Below are 23,928 nucleotides of genomic sequence, written 5' to 3' on the forward strand. Positions count from 1 at the left end.
CTCATGACAGATCATGATCCAGTCAAGGGCGCCTCAAAGCCATGCACCTGCCGGTGGTGTCCTCGCGGTGTCACCCCATCGGATGACAGCACGAGGACACCACCGGCGTTCTGACGGGTTCTCAGCCGACCAGGTTGTCGGCGAGCTCCTCGCCGAGGTTGGCGTCCGTGCCCGGGATGCCGAGGTCGGAGGCGCGCTTGTCGGCCATCGCCAGCAGCCGGCGGATCCGGCCGGCGACCGCGTCCTTCGTCAGCGGCGGGTCGGCGAGCGCGCCCAGCTCCTCCAGGGAGGCCTGCTTGTGGTCCATGCGCAGCCGGCCGGCCGCCGCGAGATGCTCGGGCACCTCGTCCCCGAGGATCTCCAGGGCGCGCTGGACCCGGGCCCCGGCGGCGACGGCGGCTCGGGCGGAGCGGCGCAGGTTGGCGTCGTCGAAGTTGGCGAGCCGGTTCGCCGTGGCCCGCACCTCGCGGCGCATCCGGCGCTCCTCCCAGGCCAGCACCGACTCGTGTGCGCCGAGCCGGGTGAGCAGCGCCCCGATCGCGTCGCCGTCGCGGACGACGACCCGGTCGACCCCGCGCACCTCGCGGGCCTTCGCCGCGATGGAGAGCCGGCGGGCGGCGCCGACCAGCGCGAGCGCGGCCTCCGGGCCGGGGCAGGTCACCTCCAGGGAGGAGGAGCGGCCGGGCTCGGTGAGCGAGCCGTGCGCCAGGAAGGCCCCGCGCCAGGCCGCCTCCGCGTCACAGGTCGCGCCGGAGACCACCTGCGGGGGCAGACCCCGGATCGGACGGCCGCGGCCGTCGACGAGCCCCGTCTGCCGGGCCAGCTGGTCGCCGCCCGCGACCACGCGCACGACATAGCGCGAGCCGCGGCGCAGACCGCCGGGAGCCATCACGATCAGCTCCGAGCTGTGGCCGAAGATCTCCATGATGTCCCGCTTGAGCCGCCGGGCCGCCATCGCGGTGTCCAGCTCCGCCTCGATCACGATGCGCCCGCTCACCAGGTGGAGGCCGCCGGCGAACCGCAGAATGGCGGAGACCTCCGCCTTTCTGCAGCAGGTCCGGGTGACGGGGAGCCGGGAGATCTCGTCCTTCACCGCTGCCGTCATCGCCATGGGCCGATCCTTCCATGCATCCGAAAAATACGGTCGTACGCGGCGGCCAACAGCTCCGGGTCATGCCTCGGGGTTCCGTCGGGCCGGGCCACCGGCGCCAGCTCGACCGCGGCCCCGAAGCGTTTGGCGGCGTCGGTCAGCGAGTCGCGGTCGGGCGCGGCTGCCTCGTCGGCCAGCACCACGTCCAGGGCGAGTTTAGGGGCGTGTCGTCCCAAAACCTCCAAATGACGCTGCGGGGAGAAGCCGTCGGTTTCTCCCGGTTGCGGGGCCAGGTTCAAGGAGAGCACCCGGCGCGCCTTGGTCTCCATGAGGGCGTCCAGCAGCTCGGGCACCAGCAGGTGCGGCATGACCGAGGAGAACCAGGAGCCGGGCCCGAGCACCACCCAGTCCGCGTCCAGGACGGCGGCGACGGCCTCGGGGACGGCCGGCGGGTCGTTCGGCACCAGGTGCACGGACTGCACCTCGCCGCGCGTCAGCGCCACGGTCGCCTGTCCCCGGACGGTGTCGATGTCGTCCGGCCGGTCCGGGTCGTGCCCCTTGACCAGCGCCTGGAGCTCCAGCGGCACGGCGGACATGGGCAGCACCCGCCCCTGCGCGCCGAGCAGCTTGCCGACCAGATCCAGCGCCTGGACGTGGTCGCCGAGCTGTTCCCACAGGGCGACGATCAGCAGGTTGCCGACCGCGTGGCCGTTGATCTCGCCCTGCGACTGGAAGCGGTGCTGGATGACCCGGGCCCAGGTCTGGCCCCAGTCGTCGTCGCCGCACAGGGCGGCCAGCGCCTTGCGCAGGTCGCCGGGCGGCAGCACGCCCAGCTCGTCGCGCAGGCGTCCGCTGGAGCCGCCGTCGTCGGCCACCGTGACGACGCCGGTGAGGTCACCGGTGATCCGGCGCAGTGCGGTGAGCGAGGCGGACAGGCCCATGCCGCCGCCGAGGGCGACGACCTTGGGCTGGGTGCCGCGGCGGCGCGGTTTGCCGCCGCGGGCCTCGACCGGCCGGCCCGCGCGCCCCTCGGGGGCGACCCTGCGCAGCCGGCCGAGCCGCGGAGTACGTCCTGTCATTCCCGTCCCATGTCCCGGTGCACGACCACCGTCTCCACGCCCTCGGCCGCGAGGCGCGCGGCGAGCTTCTCCGACATGGCCACCGAGCGGTGCTTGCCGCCCGTGCAGCCGACCGCGATGGTCACATAACGCTTGCCCTCCCGACGGTAGCCCGCAGCAACCAGCTGGAGGAGTTCGGCGTACCGGTCGAGGAACTCCTTCGCGCCGGGCTGGTTGAGGACGTACGTGGAGACCTCCTCGTTGAGGCCGGTGTAGGGGCGCAGCTCCGGCACCCAGTGCGGGTTGGGCAGGAACCGCATGTCCACGACCAGGTCGGCGTCGACCGGCAGGCCGTACTTGAAGCCGAAGGACATGACGGTGGCCCGCAGTTCGGGCTCCTCCTCGCCCGCGAACTGGGCGTCCATCTTGGCGCGCAGCTCGTGCACGTTGAGGCTGGAGGTGTCGATCACCAGGTCGGCGTCACCGCGCAGCTCGCGCAGCAGCTCGCGCTCGGCGTCGATGCCGTCGACGATGCGGCCGTCGCCCTGCAGGGGGTGCGGGCGGCGCACGGACTCGAAGCGGCGCACCAGGGCGTCGTCGGAGGACTCCAGGAAGACGATCCGCCGTGTGACGTTCCTCGACGCCAGGTCGGCGAGGGACTCGCGGAGGTTGTCGAAGAAGCGCCGGCCTCGGACGTCGACGACGACCGCGATCCGCGCCACGTTGCCCTGGGAGCGGGCGCCCAGCTCCACCATGGTGGGGATCAGCGCGGGCGGGAGGTTGTCGACGACGAACCAGCCGAGGTCCTCCAGACACTTGGCCGCCGTCGAGCGGCCGGCCCCGGACATGCCGGAGATGATCACCAGCTCGGGGATGGCCGCCTCGGGGATCCCGGGTGGGGTGACGTCCGTACTCACCTGTGCTCCGTCTTCCTGGCGTGCTTCTTGCTGGGGGCTGTCGGGCCCCGCTGGGGTCTGTTCTCGCTGGTCTGTGGGGTGTGTCTCGTGCTCGGTCATGTCTCCTGCCCCCGTCGTTCTTCCGGGGCGCCCGCCGTCACGGGGTCTCCGGGGGAACCCGTCGTGGTGTCGGGTTCCTCATCATCAATGATCTCTCCGGTCGCCGTGTTCACGGCGGGGGCGGGCGGTGCCGCCTGCGCGAGGGCCACGGCGATGGTCTCGGCCGTCTTGCGGCCTATGCCGGGGACCTCGCAGATCTGCTCGATCGTCGCGGCGCGCAGCTTCTTCACCGACCCGAAGTGCTTGATCAGCGCCTGCTTGCGCGCCTCGCCGAGCCCCGGCACCTCGTCCAGCGGACCGGCGCGGAAGCGTTTGGCCCGCTTGGTGCGCTGGTAGGTGATCGCGAAGCGGTGTGCCTCGTCACGGACGCGTTGGAGCAGGTAGAGGCCCTCGCTGCTGCGGGGCAGGACGACCGGGTCGTCGTCGTCCGGCAGCCAGACCTCCTCCAGCCGCTTGGCGAGGCCGCAGACGGCGATGTCGTCGACACCGAGCTCGTCCAGCGCCCGCTTGGCGGCCGCGACCTGGGGCTGTCCGCCGTCGACGACGACGAGCTGGGGCGGGTAGGCGAAGCGCTTGGGGCGGCCCTCCTCGTCCTTCAGGCCCTGGCCGAGATCGCCGTCCGGCTCCTCGTCGACCCACTCACCCGTCCGCTCCTTCTCCGCGAGGTAGCGCCGGAAGCGGCGGGTGATCACCTCGTGCATGGAGCGGACGTCGTCCTGACCCTCGAAGCCCTTGATCTGGAAGCGGCGGTACTCGCTCTTGCGCTGCAGACCGTCCTCGAAGACGACCATGGAGGCCACGACGTCGTCCCCCTGGAGGTGGGAGATGTCGTAGCACTCGATGCGCAGCGGGGCGCTGTCCAGGTCGAGGGCCTCGGCGATCTCCTCCAGGGCACGCGAGCGCGTGGTCAGGTCGGAGGCCCGCTTCGTCTTGTGCAGGACGAGCGCCTGCTGTGCGTTGCGTTCGACGGTCTCCATCAGGGCCTTCTTGTCGCCCCGCTGCGGGATGCGCAGCGACACGTGGGACCCGCGCCGCCCGGTGAGCCACTCCTGCACGGGTTCGACCGGGTCGGGCAGGGCGGGGACCAGGACCTCCTTGGGGACGGAGTCGCCCGTCTCCTCGCCGTACAACTGCTGGAGGGCATGCTCGACGAGGGCGCCGGTCGTGACGTCCTCGACCTTGTCGGTGACCCAGCCGCGCTGGCCGCGCACGCGTCCGCCGCGGACGTGGAAGATCTGGACGGCCGCCTCCAGCTCGTCCTCGGCGACCGCGATCAGGTCGGCGTCGGTCGCGTCCGCGAGCACGACCGCGTTCTTCTCCATGGCCTTCTTCAGCGCCTCGATGTCGTCGCGCAAGCGGGCGGCCCGCTCGTACTCCATCTCCTCGGCCGCCTCCATCATCTGCTTCTCCAGACGGCGGAGGTAGGTGCCGGTGCGGCCGGTCATGAAGTCGCAGAACTCGTCGGCGAGTTCGAAGTGGTCGTCGGGGGAGATCCGGCCCACGCAGGGAGCGGAACACTTGCCGATGTAGCCGAGCAGACAGGGCCGGCCGGTGCGGGCGGCGTTCTTGAACACGCCGGCGGAGCAGGTGCGCACGGGGAAGACGCGCAGCAGCAGGTCGACGGTGTCCCGGATCGCCCACGCGTGCGCGTACGGCCCGAAGTACCTGACGCCCTTCTTCTTGTGGCCGCGCATCACCTGCACGCGCGGGTAATCCTCGTTCATCGTGACCGCGAGGTACGGGTAGCTCTTGTCGTCGCGGTACTTGACGTTGAACCGGGGGTCGTACTCCTTGATCCAGGAGTACTCCAGCTGCAGCGCCTCGACCTCCGTGGACACCACCGTCCACTCCACCGACGCGGCCGTGGTGACCATCGTGCGGGTGCGCGGGTGCAGGCCCGCCAGGTCCTGGAAGTAGTTCGCAAGGCGCTGACGCAGGCTCTTCGCCTTTCCGACGTAGATCACCCGGCGGTGCTCGTCGCGGAATCGGTACACCCCCGGAGAGTCCGGGATCTGTCCCGGCTTGGGGCGGTAGCTGGAGGGGTCGGCCATGTCTCACACCCTACTGGCGCGGGGTGACACTCCGGTGGGGCTGTGGACAACGGTCGGGGTGTCCGACGGGGCTGTGGACGTGCGGGGCTCAGGAGGCGCGGCCCCTGGGGCACCGACTCGGCCACGTGCACGTGCCACTCGGGCAACAGGTGTTGTCGGGACTTGGTCAACACGCTTCAATGCGGGGGAACTCGGGGCCCTGAAGGCCGCCCTACGGATGTGAAGGAGTTCCGGCGACGCAGGCAAGGCCCCGACCCTCCACGCGCACGGTCCGACCAGCCGTCGTGAGTATTCACAGAAAGGCCCCTGCATGCCGCACGCCACACAGCACGCGGACGCCGCCGTCGACACCGCCGCCGCGGCGGAACTTCAGACGGCACTGCGGGGCGGCCCCTTCCATGTGGCGCTGCGCGCCGCGATAGCCGCCCGTGGACTGCCGCTGCAGCGCGTCCAGCACCATCTGTCGCGTTACGGGGTCAAGGTGGGCGTGACGAGCCTGAGCTACTGGCAGCAGGGCGCCCGGCGGCCGCAGCGCCCCGAGTCGCTGCGGGCCGTGCGCGCGCTGGAGGAGATCCTGCACCTGCCGGAGGAGTCCCTGATCCGGCTGCTCGCGGAGCCCGACGGGGGCGGCACTGCGGCGGCCGGACAGCCAGCGGGCCGCACCTACCGTTCGCTCCAGGAGGCCTCCGGCATCCTCGAACAGCTGCTCGGCGAACTGGAGTGCCCCGTCGACGGCGGGCTGCACACCCTGGGCCATCACGAACGGGTCCGCATCGGGGCGCGTCGCGAGCTCCTGGGGCGCGAGTCGCAGCACATCGTGCGCGCCCACCGTGACGGCGTCGACCGCTTCGTGGCCGTCCACCACGGCGACCCCGGATGCACCCCGGAGCGGATGGCGGTGCACGCCCTGGAGAACTGCCGGGCCGGCCGCGTCCGCCGCCACCACGACACCGGCGTGCTCGTGGCCGAACTCCTCTTCGACACCCGCCTAAGGGCCGGCGACACCTTCCTCTTCCGCTACGGCGTCGAGGACGGCACCGCCGGCGCGTCCCGCGAGTACGTCCGCGGCTTCGGCTCGGCGGGCGGCCAGTACGCCCTGCAGATCCGCTTCGACGAGCACGCCCTGCCGGTGCGCTGCCACCGGTTCACCCAGCACTCGGCGGCGGCGCCGCGCGGCGGCCGCCAGGAACTGCCGTTCAGCGGCCGGCACCGCTCGGTGCACCTCGTCGAGCCGCGGGTGCGGTCGGGCATGGTGGGCATCGGCTGGGACTGGGAGTGAACGGCCGTTTCGCTGCCCGTTCAGGCGTTCGCGAAGGTGTGGGCCCGCGTTTACGCGCGCCTTCGAATGGGATAGCTTCCCGGCCGGAAGGTCAGTGAGAGGCCGCGAGGTCCGAGGGGCGGGAAGGGCGCGATGCCGACCATGGCCGACGTCGCGCGGCACGCGGGTGTCCGCCCGGCGGCCGTCTCGTACGCCCTGAACGGCACGCGATGAGCGCCGGCCCTCCGAGCACCCCACACGCCCTGCGCGAGCGCGGCCTGCCCAGGCCTGAGGACACCGTGCCGTGCCGTTGTCCGGCGACCGGCCGACGCGCACTCGTGGCGCTCGCCCGCACCGTCGTCCCTCGCATGTGCAGCCGGAGAACCCGAAAGGAACCGTCCAGTGATCGTCGTCGCCGGTGAGGCCCTGATCGACCTGGTACCGCAGGGCACGGGCGCCCTCGCGGGTCTGCAGCCGGCGCTCGGCGGCGGCCCCTACAACACGGCCGTCGCGCTGGGCCGCCTCGGCTCCCCCACGGCCTTCTGCTCCCGCACCTCGCGGGACGCCTTCGGCGAGGCGCTGCTGGGCAGACTGCGGGAATCCGGCGTGGACCTGTCGTCGGTGCAACGCGGTCCGGAGCCGACCACGCTCGCCGTCGCCACGATCGACGGGAACGGTTCGGCCGCCTACTCCTTCTACGTCGAGGGCACCGCCGACCGGCTGTTCTCGATGCCGGCCACGCTGCCCGAGGGGACGCGCGCGGTCTCCTTCGGCACCTGCTCGCTCGTCCTGGAGCCGGGTGCGAGCGCGTACGAGGAGCTGCTGCGGGCCGCCGCGGCGCAGGGCCTGTTCACCGTGCTCGACCCGAACATCCGCCCCGGGCTGATCCCCGACGCCGACGGCTACCGGGCCCGCTTCAAGAGCTGGCTGCCCTCGGTGTCCCTGCTCAAGCTCTCCAAGGAGGACGCCGAGTGGCTGGGCGGCACCCCGCGCGAGTGGCTGTCCGCCGGTCCCTCGGCCGTCGTGATCACCCAGGGCGGGGACGGACTGACCGCTTTCACCCGGAGCGGCGCCGTGTACGCGGTGCCGGGTGAGGAGGTGGACGTGGTGGACACCATCGGCGCGGGGGACACGGTGAACGCGGCCCTGCTGCACGGACTTTCGGCGCGGGACGCCCTGTCTCCGGCGGCCCTCGAGGCGCTGGGCGCCGACGGCTGGGGGCAGTTGCTGCGGTTCGCCGCCCGCGCGGCGGCGATCACCTGCTCCCGGGCCGGAGCGGAACCGCCGTACGCCTCCGAACTGGGCGAGTTCTAGAGGTTGTCGGCACTGCCGGGGGGGGACGGCACCGGGGGGTGGCGTCGGCCCGGGAAAGGGGCAACGGGCGGCGCCCCGCGGGGAGTTCCCGCGGGGCGCCGTGTGTCTCGCGCGGTTCGTCAGGCCTTGCGGGCCCGCGTCGTCTTCTTCGCGGGGGTCGCCTTCGTCGTCGCCCCGGCGGCCTTCTTGGTCGCCGTGTCGTTCGCCGTCGACGTCTTGGCAGTCGCCGTCTTGCGCGCCGTGGTCCGGGCCGCGACCGTCTTCTTCGCCGCCGTCCTGCGCGGGGTCCTCACCTGGGCGGCGTCGCTGATCCGGTCGGCGCCGAGGACCTCCCGCAGGAACTTGCCGGTGTGGCTGGTCGGCACCCCGGCGATCTCCTCGGGCGTGCCCTCGGCGACCACCAGACCACCGCCGGCGCCGCCCTCGGGACCCATGTCGACGACCCAGTCGGCGGTCTTGATCACGTCGAGGTTGTGCTCGATGACGATGACCGTGTTGCCCTTGTCGACGAGGCCGGCGAGGACCTTCAGGAGCTTGCTGATGTCCTCGAAGTGCAGACCCGTCGTCGGCTCGTCCAGGACGTAGACCGTGCGGCCGGTGGAACGGCGCTGGAGCTCGCTGGCGAGCTTCACACGCTGGGCCTCACCGCCGGACAGCGTCGTCGCGGACTGGCCGAGCCGGACGTAGCCGAGGCCGACGTCCTTCAGGGTGTTGAGGTGGCGGGCGATCGCGGGGACCGCCTCGAAGAAGTCCGTCGCCTCCTCGATCGGCATGTTCAGGACGTCTGCGATGGACTTGCCCTTGTAGTGGACCTCCAGCGTCTCCCGGTTGTAGCGGGCGCCGTGGCAGACCTCGCACGGGACGTAGACGTCCGGGAGGAAGTTCATCTCGATCTTGATCGTGCCGTCGCCCGCGCAGTTCTCGCAGCGGCCGCCCTTGACGTTGAAGGAGAAGCGGCCGGGCAGATAGCCGCGGACCTTCGCCTCGGTGGTCTCCGCGAACAGCTTGCGGACGTGGTCGAAGACGCCCGTGTAGGTGGCCGGGTTGGAGCGCGGGGTGCGGCCGATGGGCGACTGGTCGACGTGCACGACCTTGTCGACGAGGTCGTCGCCGTCCACGCGCGTGTGCCGCCCTGGAACGTTCCTCGCGCCGTTCAGCTCGCGGGCCAGGTGCGTGTACAGGATGTCGTTGACCAGCGTGGACTTGCCGGAGCCGGAGACGCCGGTGACCGCGGTGAACACGCCCAGCGGGAAGGACACGTCGATGTCCTGCAGGTTGTTCTCGCGGGCGCCGTGCACGGTGAGCCGGCGGGAGGGGTCCTGCGGGCGCCGGATGTCGGGCACCGGGATCGCCTTCTTGCCGGACAGGTACTGCCCGGTCTGCGACTCGGCGTTGGCGAGCAGCTCCTTCAAGGAGCCGCTGTGTACGACCTTGCCGCCGTGCTCGCCGGCCCCGGGGCCGATGTCGACGATCCAGTCGGCGACCTTGATGGTGTCCTCGTCGTGCTCGACGACGATGAGCGTGTTGCCCATGTCGCGCAGCCGGACGAGGGTCTCGATCAGCCGGTGGTTGTCGCGCTGGTGCAGACCGATGGACGGCTCGTCGAGGACGTAGAGGACGCCGACGAGGCCGGAGCCGATCTGGGTGGCCAGGCGGATGCGCTGGGCCTCACCGCCGGAGAGCGTGCCGGCCGCGCGGTTGAGGGAGAGATAGTCCAGGCCGACGTCGACCAGGAACCGCAGCCGCTCGTTGACCTCCTTCAGGACCCGCTCGGCGATCTTCTTGTCGCGGGCGTTGAGCTTCAGCTCGCCCAGGAAGTCCGCGCAGTCGCTGATGGACATCCCGGAGACCTCGGCGATGGACTTGTCCATGACCGTGACCGCGAGGACCAGCGGCTTGAGGCGCGTGCCCTCGCAGGTGGGGCAGGGCACCTCACGCATGTAGCCCTCGAAGCGCTCACGGCTGGCGTCGCTCTCGGCCTCGCTGTGCCGGCGCTTCACGAACGGGACGGCGCCCTCGAAGGGCGTGGTGTACACCCGCTCGCGGCCGTACCTGTTGCGGTACCGGACCTCGATCTGCGTCTTGTGGCCGTACAGCAGGGCCTTCTTGGCGCGCTGCGGCAGACCCGCGAAGGGGATGTCCGTACGGAAGCCGAGCGCGTCCGCGAGGGCGCCGATCAGGCGGCCGAAGTAGTCCTTGGTGTGGCCGTGCGACCAGGGGTGGATGGCGCCCTCGTCGAGGGACTTGTCCTCGTCCGGGACGATCAGCTCGGCGTCGACCTCCATGCGCGTGCCGATGCCGGTGCACTCGGGACAGGCGCCGAAGGGCGAGTTGAAGGAGAAGGAGCGGGGCTCGAGCTCCTCGAAGGACAGGTCGTCGTACGGGCAGTACAGGTGCTCCGAGTACATGCGCTCGCGCTCGGGGTCGCCCTCGGGGAGGTCGACGAAGTCGAGCACGACCATCCCGCCGGAGAGGCCGAGCGCGGTCTCCACCGAGTCGGTGAGGCGGCGCTTGGCCGTGTCCTTCACCGTGAGACGGTCGATGACCACCTCGATGGTGTGCTTCTCCTGCTTCTTCAGGGTGGGCGGTTCGGAGAGCTGGATGGTCGTGCCGTCGACCCGCGCGCGGGAGTAACCCTTGGTCTGGAGGTCGGCGAACAGGTCGACGAACTCGCCCTTGCGCTCGCGCACCAGCGGCGACAGCACCTGGAAGCGGCTGCCCTCCGGCAGCTCCAGCACCTTGTCGACGATGGCCTGCGGCGACTGGCGCGTGATCGGCCGGCTGCACTCGGGGCAGTGCGGCTTGCCGATGCGCGCGAAGAGCAGGCGCAGGTAGTCGTAGACCTCGGTGATGGTGCCGACCGTGGAGCGCGGGTTGCGCGAGGTCGACTTCTGGTCGATGGAGACGGCCGGGGAGAGGCCCTCGATGAAGTCGACGTCCGGCTTGTCCATCTGGCCGAGGAACTGACGGGCGTACGAGGAGAGGGACTCGACGTAGCGCCGCTGGCCCTCGGCGAAGATGGTGTCGAAGGCCAGCGAGGACTTGCCCGACCCCGACAGGCCCGTGAAGACGATGAGCGAGTCGCGTGGCAGGTCGAGCGAGACATTCTTGAGGTTGTGCTCGCGCGCGCCACGGACGATGAGACGGTCGGCCACGCCGGTCCGCACCTTTCTTGAGAGAAGTGACAGGGGCGGGGCCCCCGTCTTTCTCAGACTAGGGGGAGCCACTGACAACGCCGGTCGGGGTTCACCGGTTCACAACAATCCCCGGTCTTCCAGCATGCCCGACGCCGCCACCGACCATATAGCACGTGCATTCGATTTTGGGTCGCAGTCCGCCGCCTTCACCCGAAGGGGTGGCGGGGCTAGGGTCGGCACCATGATTGATCACGCTCATGACCTGGAGTCTGTACGTGACGCGACCGAGCGGCTGCTCACCGCAGTCGCGAAACTGGACAACGCGTCGGTGACCGAGTCGTCACGCCTGCCCGGCTGGAGCCGCGGCCATGTCCTCGCCCACCTCGCCCGCAACGCGGACGCCCTCGTGAACGTCCTCGAGGGCCGCCCTATGTACGCCGACGCGCACGTCCGCGACGCCGACATCGAGCGGGACGCCCCGCGACCCCTGGACGTCCAGCTCACGGACGTACGCGAGAGCGCGGCCCGGTTCCAGGCGACAGGCGCCGCGCCCGCGGACTGGTCGCGCACCGTGGAGCTTCGCAACGGGGTCGTCGACTTGGCGACCCGGGTGCCCTTCCGGCGGTGGGCGGAGGTCGAGCTGCACCATGTGGACCTCGGCGTCGGCTACGAGCTGGAGGACCTGCCGGAGGAGTTCACCGGGCGGGAGACCGAGTTCCTCGCGGAGCGGTTCGCCGGACATCCCGACGTCCCGCCGACGCGCCTGACGGACGGCACGCGCGCGTGGCGCACGGGCCGCGAGGCCGAGGAACCCGAGGTGACCGTCAGCGGCTCCCCCGCGGACCTCCTGGGCTGGCTGGCCGGGCGACGTGACGGATCCGCGCTGACCGTGGACGGCGGACCCCTGCCGGCCCTTCCCCCGCTATAGGCTGCCGCCATGACGTACAGCGGAGAGGTGACGGTCGGCGGCCCGGCCGACGTGCACGAGCTCAAGGACCTGATGATCACCAAGATCGCGGTCGGCCCGATGAACAACAACGCCTACCTGCTGCGCTGCCGGGCCACGGACGAGCAGTTGCTGATCGACGCGGCCAACGACGCCCACGCCCTGCTCGGCATGATCGGTGACGACGGCATCGCGTCCGTCGTCACCACCCATCAGCACGGCGACCACTGGCAGGCGCTCGCCGAGGTCGTGGCGGCCACGCACGCGCGTACCCACGCCGGCCGGGAGGACGCCGACGGCATCCCCGTGCCGACCGACGTCCTGGTGGACGACGGCGACGTCATCCGGGTGGGACACGTGGAGCTCACCGCACGCCATCTGGTCGGTCACACGCCCGGCTCGATCGCCCTGGTCTACGACGACCCGCACGGCCATCCCCATGTGTTCACCGGCGACTGCCTCTTCCCCGGCGGCGTGGGCAACACCCGCAAGGACCCGAAGGCGTTCGCGAGCCTGATCCACGACGTCGAGACGAAGATCTTCGACGTGCTGCCGGACGAGACCTGGGTCTATCCGGGCCACGGCGACGACACCACGCTGGGCGCGGAGCGGCCGCACCTTCCGGAGTGGCACGCGCGCGGGTGGTGAATTCTCCCTTGCACGGGGCGCGCGTTTTGGGACGCGCGCCCCGTGTGAATCGTGTGCACGCGCCGGTGCCTCGCGCGCGCTCCCCGCACACGTGGTTGCACGGTCAACTGGTGCCAGCCCCGCGCGGGATGACGGCTCCGGCGCGGATGGGCCGCCGGTCCGCTATCCCCGCCCTCGGCCGGCGGCCCAGGCGCACTGCGCGACCCTGTTCACAAGAACGCAACACCCGTTCCCACCATGCGGACAATTGATGGCGTGACCTGGACAAACAGGGATTTCGCTGCCACTCTCCCGCCATGCATCTCGCCCCACGTGTTCTGCGCCGCGCCGTAGCCGGCGCCACCGTAGCCCTCCTCGCGACCGCTGTCGGCTGCGCTCCGCAGCCGGAGGAGAAGGCGGCTTCCACGCCGTCCGGTTCGAGCGCGAACACCTGCGCCAAGGGCAAGCTCGCCACCGAGACCTCCGGCAAGCTGACCATCGCCACCGACTCGCCCGCGTACGAGCCGTGGTTCAAGGACGACAAGCCGTCCAACGGCAAGGGCTTCGAGTCGGCCGTGGCCTACGCCGTCGCGCAGCAGCTCGGCTACGACAAGAGCGCCGTGGTCTGGCAGAGCGTGCCGTTCAACAAGGCTTTCGCGCCGGGCGAGAAGACCTTCGACTTCGACGTCAACCAGGTGTCGATCAGCGACGAGCGCAAGAAGGCCGTGGACTTCTCCTCCGGCTACTACGACGTACGCCAGGCCGTCATCGCCCTGAAGGGCTCGAAGGCCGCCAAGGCGACGACCGTCGCGGGCCTCAAGGGCCTCAAGCTGGGCGCGCAGGTCGGCACGACCAGCCTGGACTACATCGACGACGTGGTGAAGCCGACGCAGCAGGCCGCCGTCTACGCAAAGAACGACCAGGCCAAGTCCGCGCTGAAGAACGGCCAGGTCGACGCCATCGTGGTCGACCTGCCCACCGCGTTCTACATCACCGCCGCCGAGGTGACGGACGCCGAGATCGTCGGCCAGTTCGAGAACCAGGGCGCCGCGCCCGAGCAGTTCGGCCTCGTGCTCGACAAGGGCAGCGCGCTCACCTCCTGCGTCACCGCCGCCGTGGACACCCTCCGCAAGGACGGCACCCTGGCGAAGCTCGAACAGCAGTGGCTCTCCGACGCCGTCGACGCCCCGGTGCTCAAGTGACGGTCACGAAGGAGGAGTCCGGCCAGGACGGCTCGGACGACAAGGGCGACATGTCCGGGGGCGGCGCCGGCGACGCGTACGTCCCCTCGCAGCGGCGGCTGGAGCGCGAGCGCTACAAGCGCGCGCGTGCCCGCCGCGCGACGGCGATCGCCGCGCTGTCGACCCTGCTCACGGCGGCCGTCCTCTACCTGGTCGTCATCGGCGCACCCGGCTGGCCGCGCACCAAGGAGACCTTCTTCAACGGGCAGTACGCGCGCGAGGCGCTGCCCAAGGTCCTCGAAGGGCTGTGGCTGAACGTCCGGCTGCTGCTGATCTGCGGCGCCGCCGTGCTGGTGCTCGGCATGCTCATCGCCGTGGCCCGCACCCTGCGCGGCCCGGTGTTCTTCCCGCTGCGGGTGCTGGCGGCGGCGTACACGGACTTCTTCCGCGGGCTGCCGCTGATCATCAACCTGATGATCGTGGTGCTGGGCGTCCCCGCGCTGCGCCTTCAGGGTGTGACCGTCGACCCGGTGTGGCTCGGCGGTACGGCGCTGACCCTGACGTACTCGGCGTACGTCGCCGAGGTGTTCCGCGCCGGCATCGAGTCCGTGCACCCCTCGCAGCGTGCCGCGGCCCGCTCGCTGGGCCTGAACAACCGGCAGACGCTGCGCCACGTGGTGCTCCCCCAGGCCGTGCGCCGCCAGGTGCCGCCGCTGCTGAACGACCTGGTGTCGCTGCAGAAGGACACCGGCCTGGTGTCGATCGGCGGCGCGATCGACGCCGTACGCGCGGCGGACATCATCGTGGGCCGCAGCCTGAACTACACGCCGTACATCGTCGCGGGACTGGTCTTCGTGGCCCTGACCATCCCGATGACCCGCTTCACGGACTGGGTGACGGCCCGGATGGACCGTCAGCGGGCCCAGGGAGGAACGACATGAGCGACGCTCCGACGCCTCGGACTCCGGTACCGCGGACTCCGATACCGCGGACTCCGGTGCTGCGGATGGAGTCCGTCCGCAAGACCTTCGGCGGCTCCGTCGTCCTGCGGGACGTCGACCTGGAGGTCGCCCCGAGCACGGTGACGGCCCTGATCGGCGCCTCCGGCTCCGGCAAGTCCACGCTGCTGCGCTGCGCCAACCTGCTGGAGGACATCGACGACGGCGCGATCTGGCTGGACGGCGAGGAGATCACCGATCCGCGCGTCGACCAGGACGCGGTGCGGCGCCGGATCGGCGTGGTCTTCCAGGCGTACAACCTGTTCCCGCACATGACGGTGCTGGAGAACATCACGCTCGCCCCGCGCCGCGTGCACGGCGTCGCCCGCGCGCAGGCCGAGGAACACGCCAGGGGGCTCCTGGAGCGGCTCGGGCTGGCCGGGAAGGCGGGCGAGTACCCCGACCGGCTCAGCGGCGGTCAGCAGCAGCGTGTGGCGATCGTGCGCGCCCTGGCCGTGCGTCCCCGCCTGCTGCTGCTCGACGAGATCACCGCGGCCCTCGACCCGGAGCTGGTCGGCGAGGTCCTCAACGTCGTCCGCGACCTGAAGGGCGACGGCATGACGATGGTGCTGGCCACGCACGAGATGGGCTTCGCCCGCGAGGTCGCCGACCAGGTCTGTTTTCTGGACGGAGGCGTCGTGCTGGAGCGGGGCGCCGCCGAGCAGATCTTCGGCGACCCGCAGCAGGAGCGTACGCAGCGCTTCCTGCGGCGGATCGTGGAGGCGGGGCGCCTGTAAGGACCGTGCGCCAGGCCGTCGGGGCTTACGCCTCGGCCCGAGCCGCCCCCACCAGCGCTGCCACCCGCTCCACCCCGAACACATACCCCTGCACACCGCACCCCGCGATGACGCCGTCGGCCCGCAGCGAGACGTACGAGTGGTGCCGGAAGGCCTCGCGCCGGTGGATGTTGGAGATGTGGACCTCCAGCACGGGCAGGCCGTCGCAGGTGTTGAGTGCGTCCAGAATCGCAACCGACGTGTGCGAGTAGGCGCCCGGGTTGATCACGATGCCGCAGTGGTCGAGCCGGGCCTCGTGGATCCAGTCGACCAGCTCGCCCTCGTGGTTGGACTGACGGAAGTCGATCGTGCCGCCGTGCGCGGCCGCCGCCTTCACGCACATCGCCTCGACGTCGGCGAGCGTGTCCGACCCGTAGATCTCCGGCTGCCGCTGTCCCAGGAGGTTCAGGTTGGGGCCGTTCAGGATCATGATCGGGGCGTTGGCCAGGGTGCGGGGCACGGTTCCTCCGGTCGTTCGGCGGTGGGGCGGCCGTGGGCGACCGCTGCTCAGGCCCGGTTTATCACGATGCGTGGACCGGGCCACGGCTCCTATTCTCCTGGCCATGATCTCGTATCCGCCCAAGCCCTCCCCCGGCGACCGCATAGCCGTCGTCTCGCCCGGCGCCGGCCTGCCCGGCCTCTTCCCGCGCCCCTTCGAACTGGGCCTGGCGCGGCTGCGCAAGGACTACGAGCTCGAACCGGTCGAGTACCCGGCCACCCGCACCATGGGCTCGACACCGCAGGAGCGTGCCGAGGACATCCACGCCGCGTTCGCCGATCCGGACATCAAGGCGGTCATGGCGTCGATCGGCGGCGACGACCAGATCACCGTGCTGCCGCTCCTCGACCGGGAGTTGATCCGCGCGAATCCGAAGCCGTTCTTCGGGATGAGCGACAACACCAACCTGCTCGCCTTCCTGCGCAACACCGGAATCGTCGGCTACCACGGCGCGACCGTGATGTGCGAGCTGGGCCGCCCCGGTGCCATGCACCCGCAGACCGCCGACTCCTTGCGGGCCGCGCTGTTCACCTCGGGCGCGTACGAACTCGGGCCCGCCGAGCGCTGGAACGACGTCAACGGCGACTGGGCCGACCCGGCCACCTTCGACGCGGAGCCTGCGACCCGGCCCGGCAATGGATGGACCTGGGAGAACACCGACCGGGTGGTGGAGGGCCGCAGTTGGGGCGGCTGTCTGGAGATCGTCGGCTGGCTGCTGATGGCCGACCGGGAGATCGCACGCGACCTCTCCGAGTACGACGGCGGGGTGCTGCTCCTGGAGACCTCCGAGGACATGCCGAGCGCGGCGGAGGTCTTCTACACCCTGCGGAACATGGGCGAGCGCGGGCTGCTGCAGCGCTTCTCCGCGCTGCTGATGGGCCGGGCGAAGACCTGGTCCTTCCAGCAGCCCAACGGCCCGCAGGAGGCCGGTCGTTACGCAGCCGAGCAGCGCGAGGCCGTCCTGCGCGCGATGCGGGCCTACGCTCCCGACACCACGATCGTCTTCGACGTGGACTTCGGGCACACCGATCCGCAGCTCGTCATCCCCTACGGAGGCCTCGTACGCGTCGACGGACCCGCCCGGCGCATCACCGTCACGTACTGACCAGAGCCGACCACTCCCGTACGCCCCCGTAACCGGCGGTCACCGTGGGTAGTTGACGCGGCATGCACGACGTACGCACCGTGAAGACGCCCTCCATGCGGCGGCTCGCGGCCGCCTCGCTCGCCGGGACGGCCATCGAGTTCTACGACTTCTTCGTCTACGGGACCGCGGCCGCGCTGGTCCTGGGGCCGCTGTTCTTCCCCACGTTCTCGCCGCCGGCGGGGACGCTGGCCGCGTTCGCGACGTTCGGCGTGGGGTTCGTGGCCCGGCCCCTGGGATCGGTGCTGTTCGGGCATGTCGGGGACCGGCACGGACGCCGGCCGGTCCTCGTCGTCTCCCTGCTGCTGACCGGCGCCTCGACGGTCGCGGTGGGCTGTGTGCCGACGTACGACACGGTCGGGGTGGCCGCTCCCCTGCTGCTGCTCGTGCTGCGCTTCCTGCAGGGGCTGGGGCTCGGCGGGGAGTGGGGCGGCGCGGTGCTGCTGGCCGTGGAGCACGCGCCCGCCGAGCGGCGCGCGCTGTGGTCGAGCTTCCCGCAGGTCGGGCCCGCGGTGGGCTTCGTGCTCGCCAACGGAGTGGTGCTGGCCCTGTCGGCGACGCTGTCCGAGGCACAGTTCGCGCAGTGGGGGTGGCGGGTGCCGTTCTGGGCGGCCGGGGCGCCGGCCGTGCTCGGGCTGTGGCTCAGGTCGTCGCTGCCCGAGAGCCCGCGGTTCCTGGAGCTCGACGACCACGCGCGCGTGCCGCTCGTCGAGGTCGTGCGCGACCACTGGCGGCTCGTGCTGCTGACCGCCGGCGCGCTCGCCGCCGGGTACGCGATCTTCTACGCCGTGACGACCTGGTCGCTGGCGTACGCGACGGAGCGGCTCGGGGTGAGCCGTACCGTCATGCTGACCTGCATCATGGCCGCCGTGGTGGTGAAGGGCGCGCTGACGCCGGTGATGGCGATGCTCGGTGACCGCCTGGGCCGACGGCCGTTGTGCCTCGCCGGATGCGCGGCGGCCGCGCTGTGGATGTTCCCGATGGTCGCGCTCCTCGCGACCGGCGAGCCGTTGCCGATGTTCCTCGGTTTCCTGGGGGCGCTGGTCGCGTTCGTGACGATGTTCGCGGTGATCGCGGCGTATCTGCCGGAGCTGTTCGCGCCGCGTGTGCGCTGCACCGGTGCGGCGGTCGGCTACAACCTCGGCGGGGTCCTCGGGGGCGCGCTCACCCCGATCGTGGCGACGGCTCTCGCGGAGCACTCGGGGCGTGTCCCGTGGGGTGTGGGCGCGTATCTGACGGGGATCGCCCTGCTCAGCCTGGGCTGTTTCGCCCTGCTGCCGGAGACGCGGCCGGTGCCGGCGGCCGTGGCAGCGCCGGTCACGGATTGATCGCCAGTTCCAGGTACGCCGCGAACAGCACGAGGTGGACGCCGCCCTGCAGCGGCATGGCCCGCCCCGGGGCCACCGTCAGCGAGCTGACCAGGACGGTCAGCGCGAGCAGCACCATGTGGGTGGAGCCGAGGCCGAGGACGAGCGGGCCGGAGAGCCAGACCGAGGCCAGGGCGACCGCGGGCACGGTGAGGCCGATGCTGGCCATCGCGGAGCCGAGCGCGAGGTTGAGGCTGGTCTGCACCCGGTCACGGCGGGCGGAGCGCAGGGCCGCGATGGTCTCGGGGAGCAGCACGAGCAGGGCGATGATCACACCGACGACGGCTTGGTGGAGGCCGGCGGCTTCCACTCCGGACTCGATGGTGGGCGAGACGCCTTTGGCGAGGCCCACCACGCCGATCAGGGCGAGGCCGAGGAGGCCGAGGCTGGTCAGGGTGGCCTTGGAGGTCGGGGCGCCGGCGTGGTCGTCTGCGGTGATCACGTCTCCCTGCCGGGTGACCGGCAGGAAGTAGTCGCGGTGCCGGACGGTCTGCGTCGCCACGAACAGGCCGTAAAGGATCAGCGAGGACAGTGCGGCGAAGGTGAGCTGGACGCCGGAGAACTCCGGGCCCGGTCTGCTGGTGGTGAACGTCGGCAGGACGAGGCTGAGCGTGGCCAGGGTCGCCACGGTCGCCAGAGCGGCGCCCGTGCCCTCCGGGTTGAAGATCGCCGTGCCGTGGCGCAGGGAGGCGACCAGGAGGCACAGGCCGACGATGCCGTTGCAGGTGATCATCACGGCCGCGAAGACGGTGTCCCTGGCCAGCGTGGAGCTCTTGTCGCCGCCGTCCACCATCAGCGTGACGATCAGGGCGACCTCGATGATCGTCACGGCGACCGCGAGGACGAGGGAGCCGAAGGGTTCGCCGACCCGGTGGGCGACGACCTCCGCGTGGTGCACGGCGGCCAGGACGGCTCCGGCGAGGACCAGCGTCACCAGTGCGACGACCGCGCCGGGCAGGTCGCGCCCCCAGGTCAGGGCAAGCAGGACGACCGCCAGCGCCGGCACCAGGGACGTCCACCGGGTCGTGACCGACCTGAGCCGAGCGATCATGCAGCGATCGTCGCAGAGCCGTACGGGCTGCGCATTCCGGCCCGTACGGCCCCTGCGATCCGTGCGGCGGCCGTTACTCGAACTCGGTGGTGTCCTGGACGTCGCAGTCGGTGAAGGACGGGGGCCGGGTGCACAGCGCGGCCATCTGCTCCGCGAACTTGCCCGTCGCCGGGTCGTCGCTGTTGCGCATGGCCTCCTCGTAGGAGTCGAACTCGATCAGCACGAGGTAGCGGTTGGGCCGGCTCCTGTCCTTGAGGGCGAGGCGGCGGGTCGGGCCGTCGGGCCGGCCCGTGAGGCGTTGTTCCCCTTCCTCGGCCAGTGCCCGCATCTCGTCGATGCGGTCGGTCTCGAAGTCGATGATCTGGACGAACCGCTGCGGTGCGCTCATGGTGCCTCCACCCGGATCGGGCGGCCCCCGTTGGAAACGCCCAGCTCCCAAGGAAGCACCGGGGGCGGTGGTCGGCAATGCGCCGCGCACCGCTCCCGGGGGTGGTTGTTCCTACGTCGTGCGTGGTCAGGCGCCGATGCTGTCCTTCGGAGCGCCTTCGCTCGCCGTCTGCGCCGCCTCGGCCGCCGCCTGCTTCTTCGAGGCGCGCAGGCTGGTGATCGTGGTGATGATCAGGACGGAGCAGATGACGCCGAGCGAGACCGGGATGCTGATCTCGGGGACGTGGACCCCGGACTCGTGCAGCGCGTGCAGTACCAGCTTCACGCCGATGAAGCCCAGGATGACCGACAGGCCGTAGCTGAGGTGGACCAGCTTCCTCAGCAGGCCGCCGATGAGGAAGTACAGCTGCCTCAGGCCCATCAGCGCGAACGCGTTGGCGGTGAACACGATGTACGGGTCCTGCGTCAGGCCGAAGATCGCCGGTATCGAGTCGAGCGCGAAGAGCACGTCGGTCGTACCGATGGCGAGCATCACGACCAGCATCGGGGTCATGACCCGCTTGCCGTTCTGCTCGATCCACAGCTTGGTGCCGTGGTAGCGGTCGGCGACGCCGAAGCGGCGCTCGGCGGCCTTGAGCAGCTTGTTCTCCTCGAACTCCTCGTCCTCCTCGTCGGTCCGGGCCTCCTGGATGAGCTTCCAGGCGGTCCAGATGAGGAAGGCGCCGAAGATGTAGAACACCCACGCGAAGCTGGCGAGGATGGCCGCGCCCGCGGCGATGAAGATCGCCCGCAGCACCAGGGCTATGAGGACGCCGACGAGCAGGACCCGCTGCTGGTACTGCGACGGGACCGCGAACTTCGCCATGATCAGGACGAAGACGAAGAGGTTGTCGACGCTGAGCGACTTCTCGGTGATGAAGCCCGCGAAGAACTCGCCGGCGGGCTCGCCGCCGCCGAAGACCAGCAGCCCGAGCCCGAAGAGCCCGGCCAGGGCGATCCAGACGACCGTCCAGATCCCCGCTTCCTTGATCGACACGTCGTGCGGTTTGCGGCCGATGAAGAAGTCGACCGCGATGAGGGCCGCCAGGCCCACGATGGTCAGGACCCACAGGGTCAGGGAAACATCCACTGCGCCTCCGACAGTACGTAACGGCAGGTGATCAGCGTCGTCGCGCTGCCGGAGGTCTCTTCCACCCGAGGACGGGCCGACGCCCCGGGATCAGGCCTGATCCGTATTGACGGGTACGCCGCAGCAGGGAGTACTCCCCTCCGTAGGGAAAACAGTACCCCAACCACCAAGAAAAGGTAAAGCGATTGGCAAAAGAAATCCCAAGTCCCCAGGTGAGGGCTCTTTACGAGTACTTGGTACGAGCCGTCGCCACCTGGCCGAGAACCTGCTGGAGCACCTGGCTGCCGGGCGGCACGAGAGCCGGTTCATACGTCCAGGCATGCCCCACCCAGGGGTCGGCGAGGTGGTCGTCGGGCACGGGCGTCAGCCGCAGCAGCCCACGCCACAGCGGGTCCAGCAACGGACCGTAACCGTCGGCGTCCTCCCGGTCGGCGACCATCATCAGGTGGACGCCGACGGCGGGCCCCTCGTCCGCGAGGTAGCGCAGCTGGTTCACGGCGCGGTCGTCGAAGCCGTGCGGGAAGTCGTTGACGACCAGGAGCTGCTGGGCGGTGTCGAACCCGGGCGGAAGCGAGTCGGCCGCACCGGCGCGCACCGCCATCTGCACCAGGTCGACGCGCTCGGTGAGCCGGCCCAGGACCGCCGCGACGCCTGCCGCGCCCGCCGCGGGCGGCTCCGCGAGCACCCCGCTGTGCACCAGCGGCGCCAGTTCCCGGGCGCCCGAACCGGCCGGGTCGATCACGTGCACGCTGAACTCGCCCGCCGGGTGCACCGCCAGCAGCCGGGCGGTGTGCGCCACGGCCGACTCCATGGCGAGCCGCCGCAGTTCGTGGGAGTCGGCGAACTCCCCGTCGGACGAGGCCGACGCCCCGCTGTCGATCCACAGGCCGCGCTCCAGCGGGAGCCGCACCAGCATGGGAATGCGCAGCGGGTCGCTCTCGGGCAGCTGGAGGTCGCCCAGGCGCAGTGCCATGGGCATCTCCATGGGCACCCGGTAGGCCTGCCAGACGGGGTTGTCCCAGCGCGCGTACGCGGCGGGCAGCGCCGGTTCGACGACGTCCGCCTCGGCGCCGAGCTGGACGAGATCCCGCTCCAGGGCCTCCCGGGCCTGTCCGACGAGCTGGGCGTACCTGGCCTGCGCCGCCTCGCGGGCGGCGTCGCCCTGGCCGCCGATCCTGCTGCGCGGGTCGGACAGGACCTGGTCGAGCTCCTTCTCCATCCGCGCGTCGGCGAAGTCGACGGCGCTGCGGTACGCGGCCATCGTGCGGGCCAGGTCCTCGAACATGCCCCAGACCTGGTTGTAGAGCCGCTCCTCCATGGACCAGCCGGTCGCGTCACCCGCGACGGGCCGGGCGGCCTGCCCCGGCTGTGCCGGGGGCGCGGGGGGCGGAGGCGGGGGCGGCGCCGCGTTCTGCCGGCGCGGGTGGCTGTAGTCGATCGGACCGCCGCCGGCCGGCGCCACCGACGGCGTCGGCTGAGTGGCCGCGGGGTCCGTCGGCGGGGTCCCCGCCGGGTGGCCCGGGCCCGAGAGGCCCTGCGGGTCCTGGGCCGGACCGTACGGCCCGGGGGCGCCCTGGGTGCTCTGGGCGCCCTGAGCGCCATACGGCGAGCCGCTCTGGTCGGGGCCGAGCGCGGAGGCAGCGGCCTGCCGGGAGCGGTCGCCGTCGGCCGTGCGCGGCGGGGCCGATACCGAGCGGGCCAGGCCCTGGGCGATGGCGTCGTTGATACCGGCCGCGAGCCGGTGCGCCTGTGGCAGGCCCTGGTCGGTGAGGAGTTCGGCGAGGCCGCCCGCGTAGCCCTGGCCGACGGCGCGCACCTTCCAGGCGCCCTGCCGCCGGTACAGCTCCAGCGCGACGACCGCCGACTCCGCGTCCAGTCCGGTGAGGGTGAAGGTGGCGACCTCCGTGCCGTCGAGGCCGGTGACCGCGACGAAGGGTGCCGCGACGGAGCCGAAGCTGACCGGCCCGCCGACGCCCGTCGGCAGCGCGAGCAGGACGGCGACGCGGTGCACGGCCGTCGGCATGGCGTCCAGGTCCACCGCGAGGCGGTGGTCGGCGGCCGCCTGCCGGGAGACCTCCAGGCCGGGCAGCGTGGGTACGCCCGGGTGGGCCACCCATTCGACGCCGTGCACCCTGCCGTTCTCGTCACCGAGCGTGGCAGCCGCCACGACCGGCCGGCCGGCCGAGACCCGGATCTCGAGCCGGACCTGGGAGAGCGGGTGGTTCTGCCCCCGCACCAGCTCGGCCGTCATCGCCTGTCGTCCCCCTGCGTCGCGTGTGATGTTGTCGTGTGCCGCTCGCCCGGGCTTCCTACAGCGCCGGCAGGATCGCGGGCATCAGGTCCTGGAAGGTGCGGCCGTTGGCCGGCGTGCCCAGGGCCGTCATGTTCCAGCCACCGCCCACGCGGTGCACCTTCGCCATGATCTGGGCGGTGTAGGCGCCGCCGCCGGCGAGCGTGTAGCGGGCGAGTTCCTGGCCGTTGGTCTCGTCGACCAGACGGCAGAAGGCGTTCTGCACTTCCTGGAACGTCTGCCCGGTGAAGGAGTTGACGGTGAAGATGATCTGGTCGATGTGGACCGGCACGCGCGCGAGGTCGACGAGGATCGCCTCGTCGTCGCCGCCCTGGCCGACACCGCCGACGAGGTTGTCACCGGTGTGACGGACAGAGCCGTCGTCACTCACCAGGTGACGGAAGAAGACGACGTCGACCGGCTGCTTGTCCGCGAACAGAACCGCGGAGGCGTCGAGGTCGATCTCCCTGGTCCGGGAGCCGAACAGGCCGCGACGCGGGGCCGCCTGCCAGCCGAGACCCATGCGCACCGCGGTCAGGCTGCCCCCGTCGTTCTTCTGCAGACTGATGGCCTGACCCTTGGTCATGTTGACGGTCACGCGCTGATTCC

At 71.2% G+C, this 23,928-nt stretch carries 20 protein-coding genes; 9 read left to right on the forward strand and 11 right to left on the reverse strand.

Features of this window, described 5'->3' with window-relative positions; genetic code table 11:
* Positions 1-121: 121 nt before the first annotated feature.
* Genes whiA through uvrC form a run of 4 tightly spaced genes read right to left on the reverse strand, consistent with a single transcriptional unit; the run spans position 122 to position 5,215 of the window.
* Positions 122-1,111 (reverse strand): DNA-binding protein WhiA, encoded by a 990-nt coding sequence (whiA, locus tag ACZ5SK_RS00930; RefSeq protein ID WP_334583702.1) that lies wholly within the window; start codon positions 1,109-1,111, stop codon positions 122-124.
* Entirely contained in the window at positions 1,102-2,169 is a 1,068-nt protein-coding gene (locus ACZ5SK_RS00935) for a gluconeogenesis factor YvcK family protein (RefSeq protein WP_079663057.1), read from the reverse strand. The genes whiA and ACZ5SK_RS00935 overlap by 10 nt, the downstream gene beginning before the upstream one ends.
* Positions 2,166-3,164: an RNase adapter RapZ gene (rapZ, locus tag ACZ5SK_RS00940; RefSeq protein ID WP_334583703.1), complete on the reverse strand. Its 999-nt coding sequence runs from the start codon at positions 3,162-3,164 to the stop codon at positions 2,166-2,168. Before rapZ ends, ACZ5SK_RS00935 begins: the two co-directional genes overlap by 4 nt.
* Complete coding sequence (uvrC, locus tag ACZ5SK_RS00945) at positions 3,161-5,215, reverse strand: excinuclease ABC subunit UvrC (RefSeq protein ID WP_334583704.1); 2,055 nt, start codon at positions 5,213-5,215, stop codon at positions 3,161-3,163. The genes rapZ and uvrC overlap by 4 nt, the downstream gene beginning before the upstream one ends.
* 310 nt (positions 5,216-5,525) lie before the next feature.
* Here uvrC and ACZ5SK_RS00950 point away from each other — a divergent pair, with 310 nt between their 5' ends.
* Together ACZ5SK_RS00950 and ACZ5SK_RS00955 are read left to right on the forward strand one after the other, a co-directional pair.
* Positions 5,526-6,494 carry a hypothetical protein gene (locus ACZ5SK_RS00950; RefSeq protein ID WP_334583705.1) on the forward strand — a complete coding sequence of 323 codons (969 nt, stop codon included), beginning with the start codon at positions 5,526-5,528 and terminating at the stop codon, positions 6,492-6,494.
* Between the two features lie 381 nt (positions 6,495-6,875).
* Entirely contained in the window at positions 6,876-7,787 is a 912-nt protein-coding gene (locus tag ACZ5SK_RS00955) for a carbohydrate kinase family protein (protein ID WP_334583706.1), read from the forward strand.
* A gap of 119 nt (positions 7,788-7,906) precedes the next feature.
* On the opposite strand, the gene uvrA is transcribed toward ACZ5SK_RS00955, so the two are convergent.
* Complete coding sequence (uvrA, locus tag ACZ5SK_RS00960; protein WP_334583707.1) at positions 7,907-10,942, reverse strand: excinuclease ABC subunit UvrA; 3,036 nt, start codon at positions 10,940-10,942, stop codon at positions 7,907-7,909.
* A gap of 223 nt (positions 10,943-11,165) precedes the next feature.
* Between uvrA and ACZ5SK_RS00965 the strand changes: the two genes are divergently transcribed.
* From ACZ5SK_RS00965 to ACZ5SK_RS00985, 5 genes are all read left to right on the forward strand, one after another.
* On the forward strand, positions 11,166-11,852 hold the full coding sequence (locus ACZ5SK_RS00965) for a maleylpyruvate isomerase family mycothiol-dependent enzyme (RefSeq protein WP_334583708.1): 687 nt from the start codon (positions 11,166-11,168) through the stop codon (positions 11,850-11,852).
* A 9-nt stretch (positions 11,853-11,861) separates the two neighbouring features.
* Positions 11,862-12,518: an MBL fold metallo-hydrolase gene (locus tag ACZ5SK_RS00970; protein ID WP_334583709.1), complete on the forward strand. Its 657-nt coding sequence runs from the start codon at positions 11,862-11,864 to the stop codon at positions 12,516-12,518.
* A 296-nt stretch (positions 12,519-12,814) separates the two neighbouring features.
* Positions 12,815-13,699, forward strand: a complete 885-nt coding sequence (locus ACZ5SK_RS00975; protein WP_334583710.1) for an ABC transporter substrate-binding protein — start codon at positions 12,815-12,817, stop codon at positions 13,697-13,699.
* Positions 13,696-14,619: an amino acid ABC transporter permease gene (locus ACZ5SK_RS00980; protein ID WP_334583711.1), complete on the forward strand. Its 924-nt coding sequence runs from the start codon at positions 13,696-13,698 to the stop codon at positions 14,617-14,619. Before ACZ5SK_RS00975 ends, ACZ5SK_RS00980 begins: the two co-directional genes overlap by 4 nt.
* Positions 14,616-15,413, forward strand: a complete 798-nt coding sequence (locus ACZ5SK_RS00985) for an amino acid ABC transporter ATP-binding protein (RefSeq protein ID WP_443041395.1) — start codon at positions 14,616-14,618, stop codon at positions 15,411-15,413. Before ACZ5SK_RS00980 ends, ACZ5SK_RS00985 begins: the two co-directional genes overlap by 4 nt.
* 25 nt (positions 15,414-15,438) lie before the next feature.
* On the opposite strand, the gene aroQ is transcribed toward ACZ5SK_RS00985, so the two are convergent.
* The gene (gene aroQ, locus ACZ5SK_RS00990; protein ID WP_334583712.1) at positions 15,439-15,912 is read right to left on the reverse strand and encodes a type II 3-dehydroquinate dehydratase; all 474 of its coding nucleotides are present in this window, start codon (positions 15,910-15,912) and stop codon (positions 15,439-15,441) included.
* A 97-nt stretch (positions 15,913-16,009) separates the two neighbouring features.
* On the opposite strand from aroQ, the gene ACZ5SK_RS00995 reads away from it, so the two are divergent.
* Both ACZ5SK_RS00995 and ACZ5SK_RS01000 read left to right on the forward strand, forming a co-directional pair.
* Positions 16,010-17,056, forward strand: coding sequence for a S66 family peptidase (locus ACZ5SK_RS00995; protein ID WP_334583857.1), 1,047 nt, complete (start codon positions 16,010-16,012; stop codon positions 17,054-17,056).
* Positions 17,057-17,151: 95 nt separating this feature from the next.
* Positions 17,152-18,423: an MFS transporter gene (locus tag ACZ5SK_RS01000; protein WP_334583858.1), complete on the forward strand. Its 1,272-nt coding sequence runs from the start codon at positions 17,152-17,154 to the stop codon at positions 18,421-18,423.
* Here the strand turns inward: ACZ5SK_RS01000 and ACZ5SK_RS01005 are convergent.
* The 5 genes from ACZ5SK_RS01005 to ACZ5SK_RS01025 all read right to left on the reverse strand — a co-directional run bounded on the left by ACZ5SK_RS01005 (position 18,413) and on the right by ACZ5SK_RS01025 (position 23,917).
* Entirely contained in the window at positions 18,413-19,513 is a 1,101-nt protein-coding gene (locus ACZ5SK_RS01005; protein WP_468575044.1) for a calcium:cation antiporter, read from the reverse strand. The genes ACZ5SK_RS01000 and ACZ5SK_RS01005 overlap by 11 nt on opposite strands.
* Positions 19,514-19,586: 73 nt before the next feature.
* Positions 19,587-19,901, reverse strand: a complete 315-nt coding sequence (locus ACZ5SK_RS01010) for a hypothetical protein (protein ID WP_334583714.1) — start codon at positions 19,899-19,901, stop codon at positions 19,587-19,589.
* A gap of 126 nt (positions 19,902-20,027) precedes the next feature.
* On the reverse strand, positions 20,028-21,029 hold the full coding sequence (locus ACZ5SK_RS01015; RefSeq protein WP_334583715.1) for a TerC/Alx family metal homeostasis membrane protein: 1,002 nt from the start codon (positions 21,027-21,029) through the stop codon (positions 20,028-20,030).
* A gap of 223 nt (positions 21,030-21,252) precedes the next feature.
* Entirely contained in the window at positions 21,253-23,280 is a 2,028-nt protein-coding gene (locus ACZ5SK_RS01020; protein ID WP_468415173.1) for a TerD family protein, read from the reverse strand.
* 58 nt (positions 23,281-23,338) lie between these two features.
* Entirely contained in the window at positions 23,339-23,917 is a 579-nt protein-coding gene (locus ACZ5SK_RS01025; protein WP_079663041.1) for a TerD family protein, read from the reverse strand.
* Between the last annotated feature and the right edge of the window lie 11 nt (positions 23,918-23,928).

It is taken from the genome of Streptomyces sp. NPDC031474, assembly GCF_055581185.1.

Bases quoted from the DNA above. Each gene is read 5' to 3' on its own strand.
- whiA (WP_334583702.1), bottom strand. From the start codon at position 1,111: ATGGCGATGACGGCAGCGGTGAAGGACGAGATCTCCCGGCTCCCCGTC.
- ACZ5SK_RS00935 (WP_079663057.1), bottom strand. From the start codon at position 2,169: ATGACAGGACGTACTCCGCGGCTCGGCCGGCTGCGCAGGGTCGCCCCC.
- rapZ (WP_334583703.1), bottom strand. From the start codon at position 3,164: ATGACCGAGCACGAGACACACCCCACAGACCAGCGAGAACAGACCCCA.
- uvrC (WP_334583704.1), bottom strand. From the start codon at position 5,215: ATGGCCGACCCCTCCAGCTACCGCCCCAAGCCGGGACAGATCCCGGAC.
- ACZ5SK_RS00950 (WP_334583705.1), top strand. From the start codon at position 5,526: ATGCCGCACGCCACACAGCACGCGGACGCCGCCGTCGACACCGCCGCC.
- ACZ5SK_RS00965 (WP_334583708.1), top strand. From the start codon at position 11,166: ATGATTGATCACGCTCATGACCTGGAGTCTGTACGTGACGCGACCGAG.
- ACZ5SK_RS00970 (WP_334583709.1), top strand. From the start codon at position 11,862: ATGACGTACAGCGGAGAGGTGACGGTCGGCGGCCCGGCCGACGTGCAC.
- ACZ5SK_RS00975 (WP_334583710.1), top strand. From the start codon at position 12,815: ATGCATCTCGCCCCACGTGTTCTGCGCCGCGCCGTAGCCGGCGCCACC.
- ACZ5SK_RS00985 (WP_443041395.1), top strand. From the start codon at position 14,616: ATGAGCGACGCTCCGACGCCTCGGACTCCGGTACCGCGGACTCCGATA.
- ACZ5SK_RS01000 (WP_334583858.1), top strand. From the start codon at position 17,152: ATGCGGCGGCTCGCGGCCGCCTCGCTCGCCGGGACGGCCATCGAGTTC.
- ACZ5SK_RS01005 (WP_468575044.1), bottom strand. From the start codon at position 19,513: ATGATCGCTCGGCTCAGGTCGGTCACGACCCGGTGGACGTCCCTGGTG.
- ACZ5SK_RS01010 (WP_334583714.1), bottom strand. From the start codon at position 19,901: ATGAGCGCACCGCAGCGGTTCGTCCAGATCATCGACTTCGAGACCGAC.
- ACZ5SK_RS01020 (WP_468415173.1), bottom strand. From the start codon at position 23,280: ATGACGGCCGAGCTGGTGCGGGGGCAGAACCACCCGCTCTCCCAGGTC.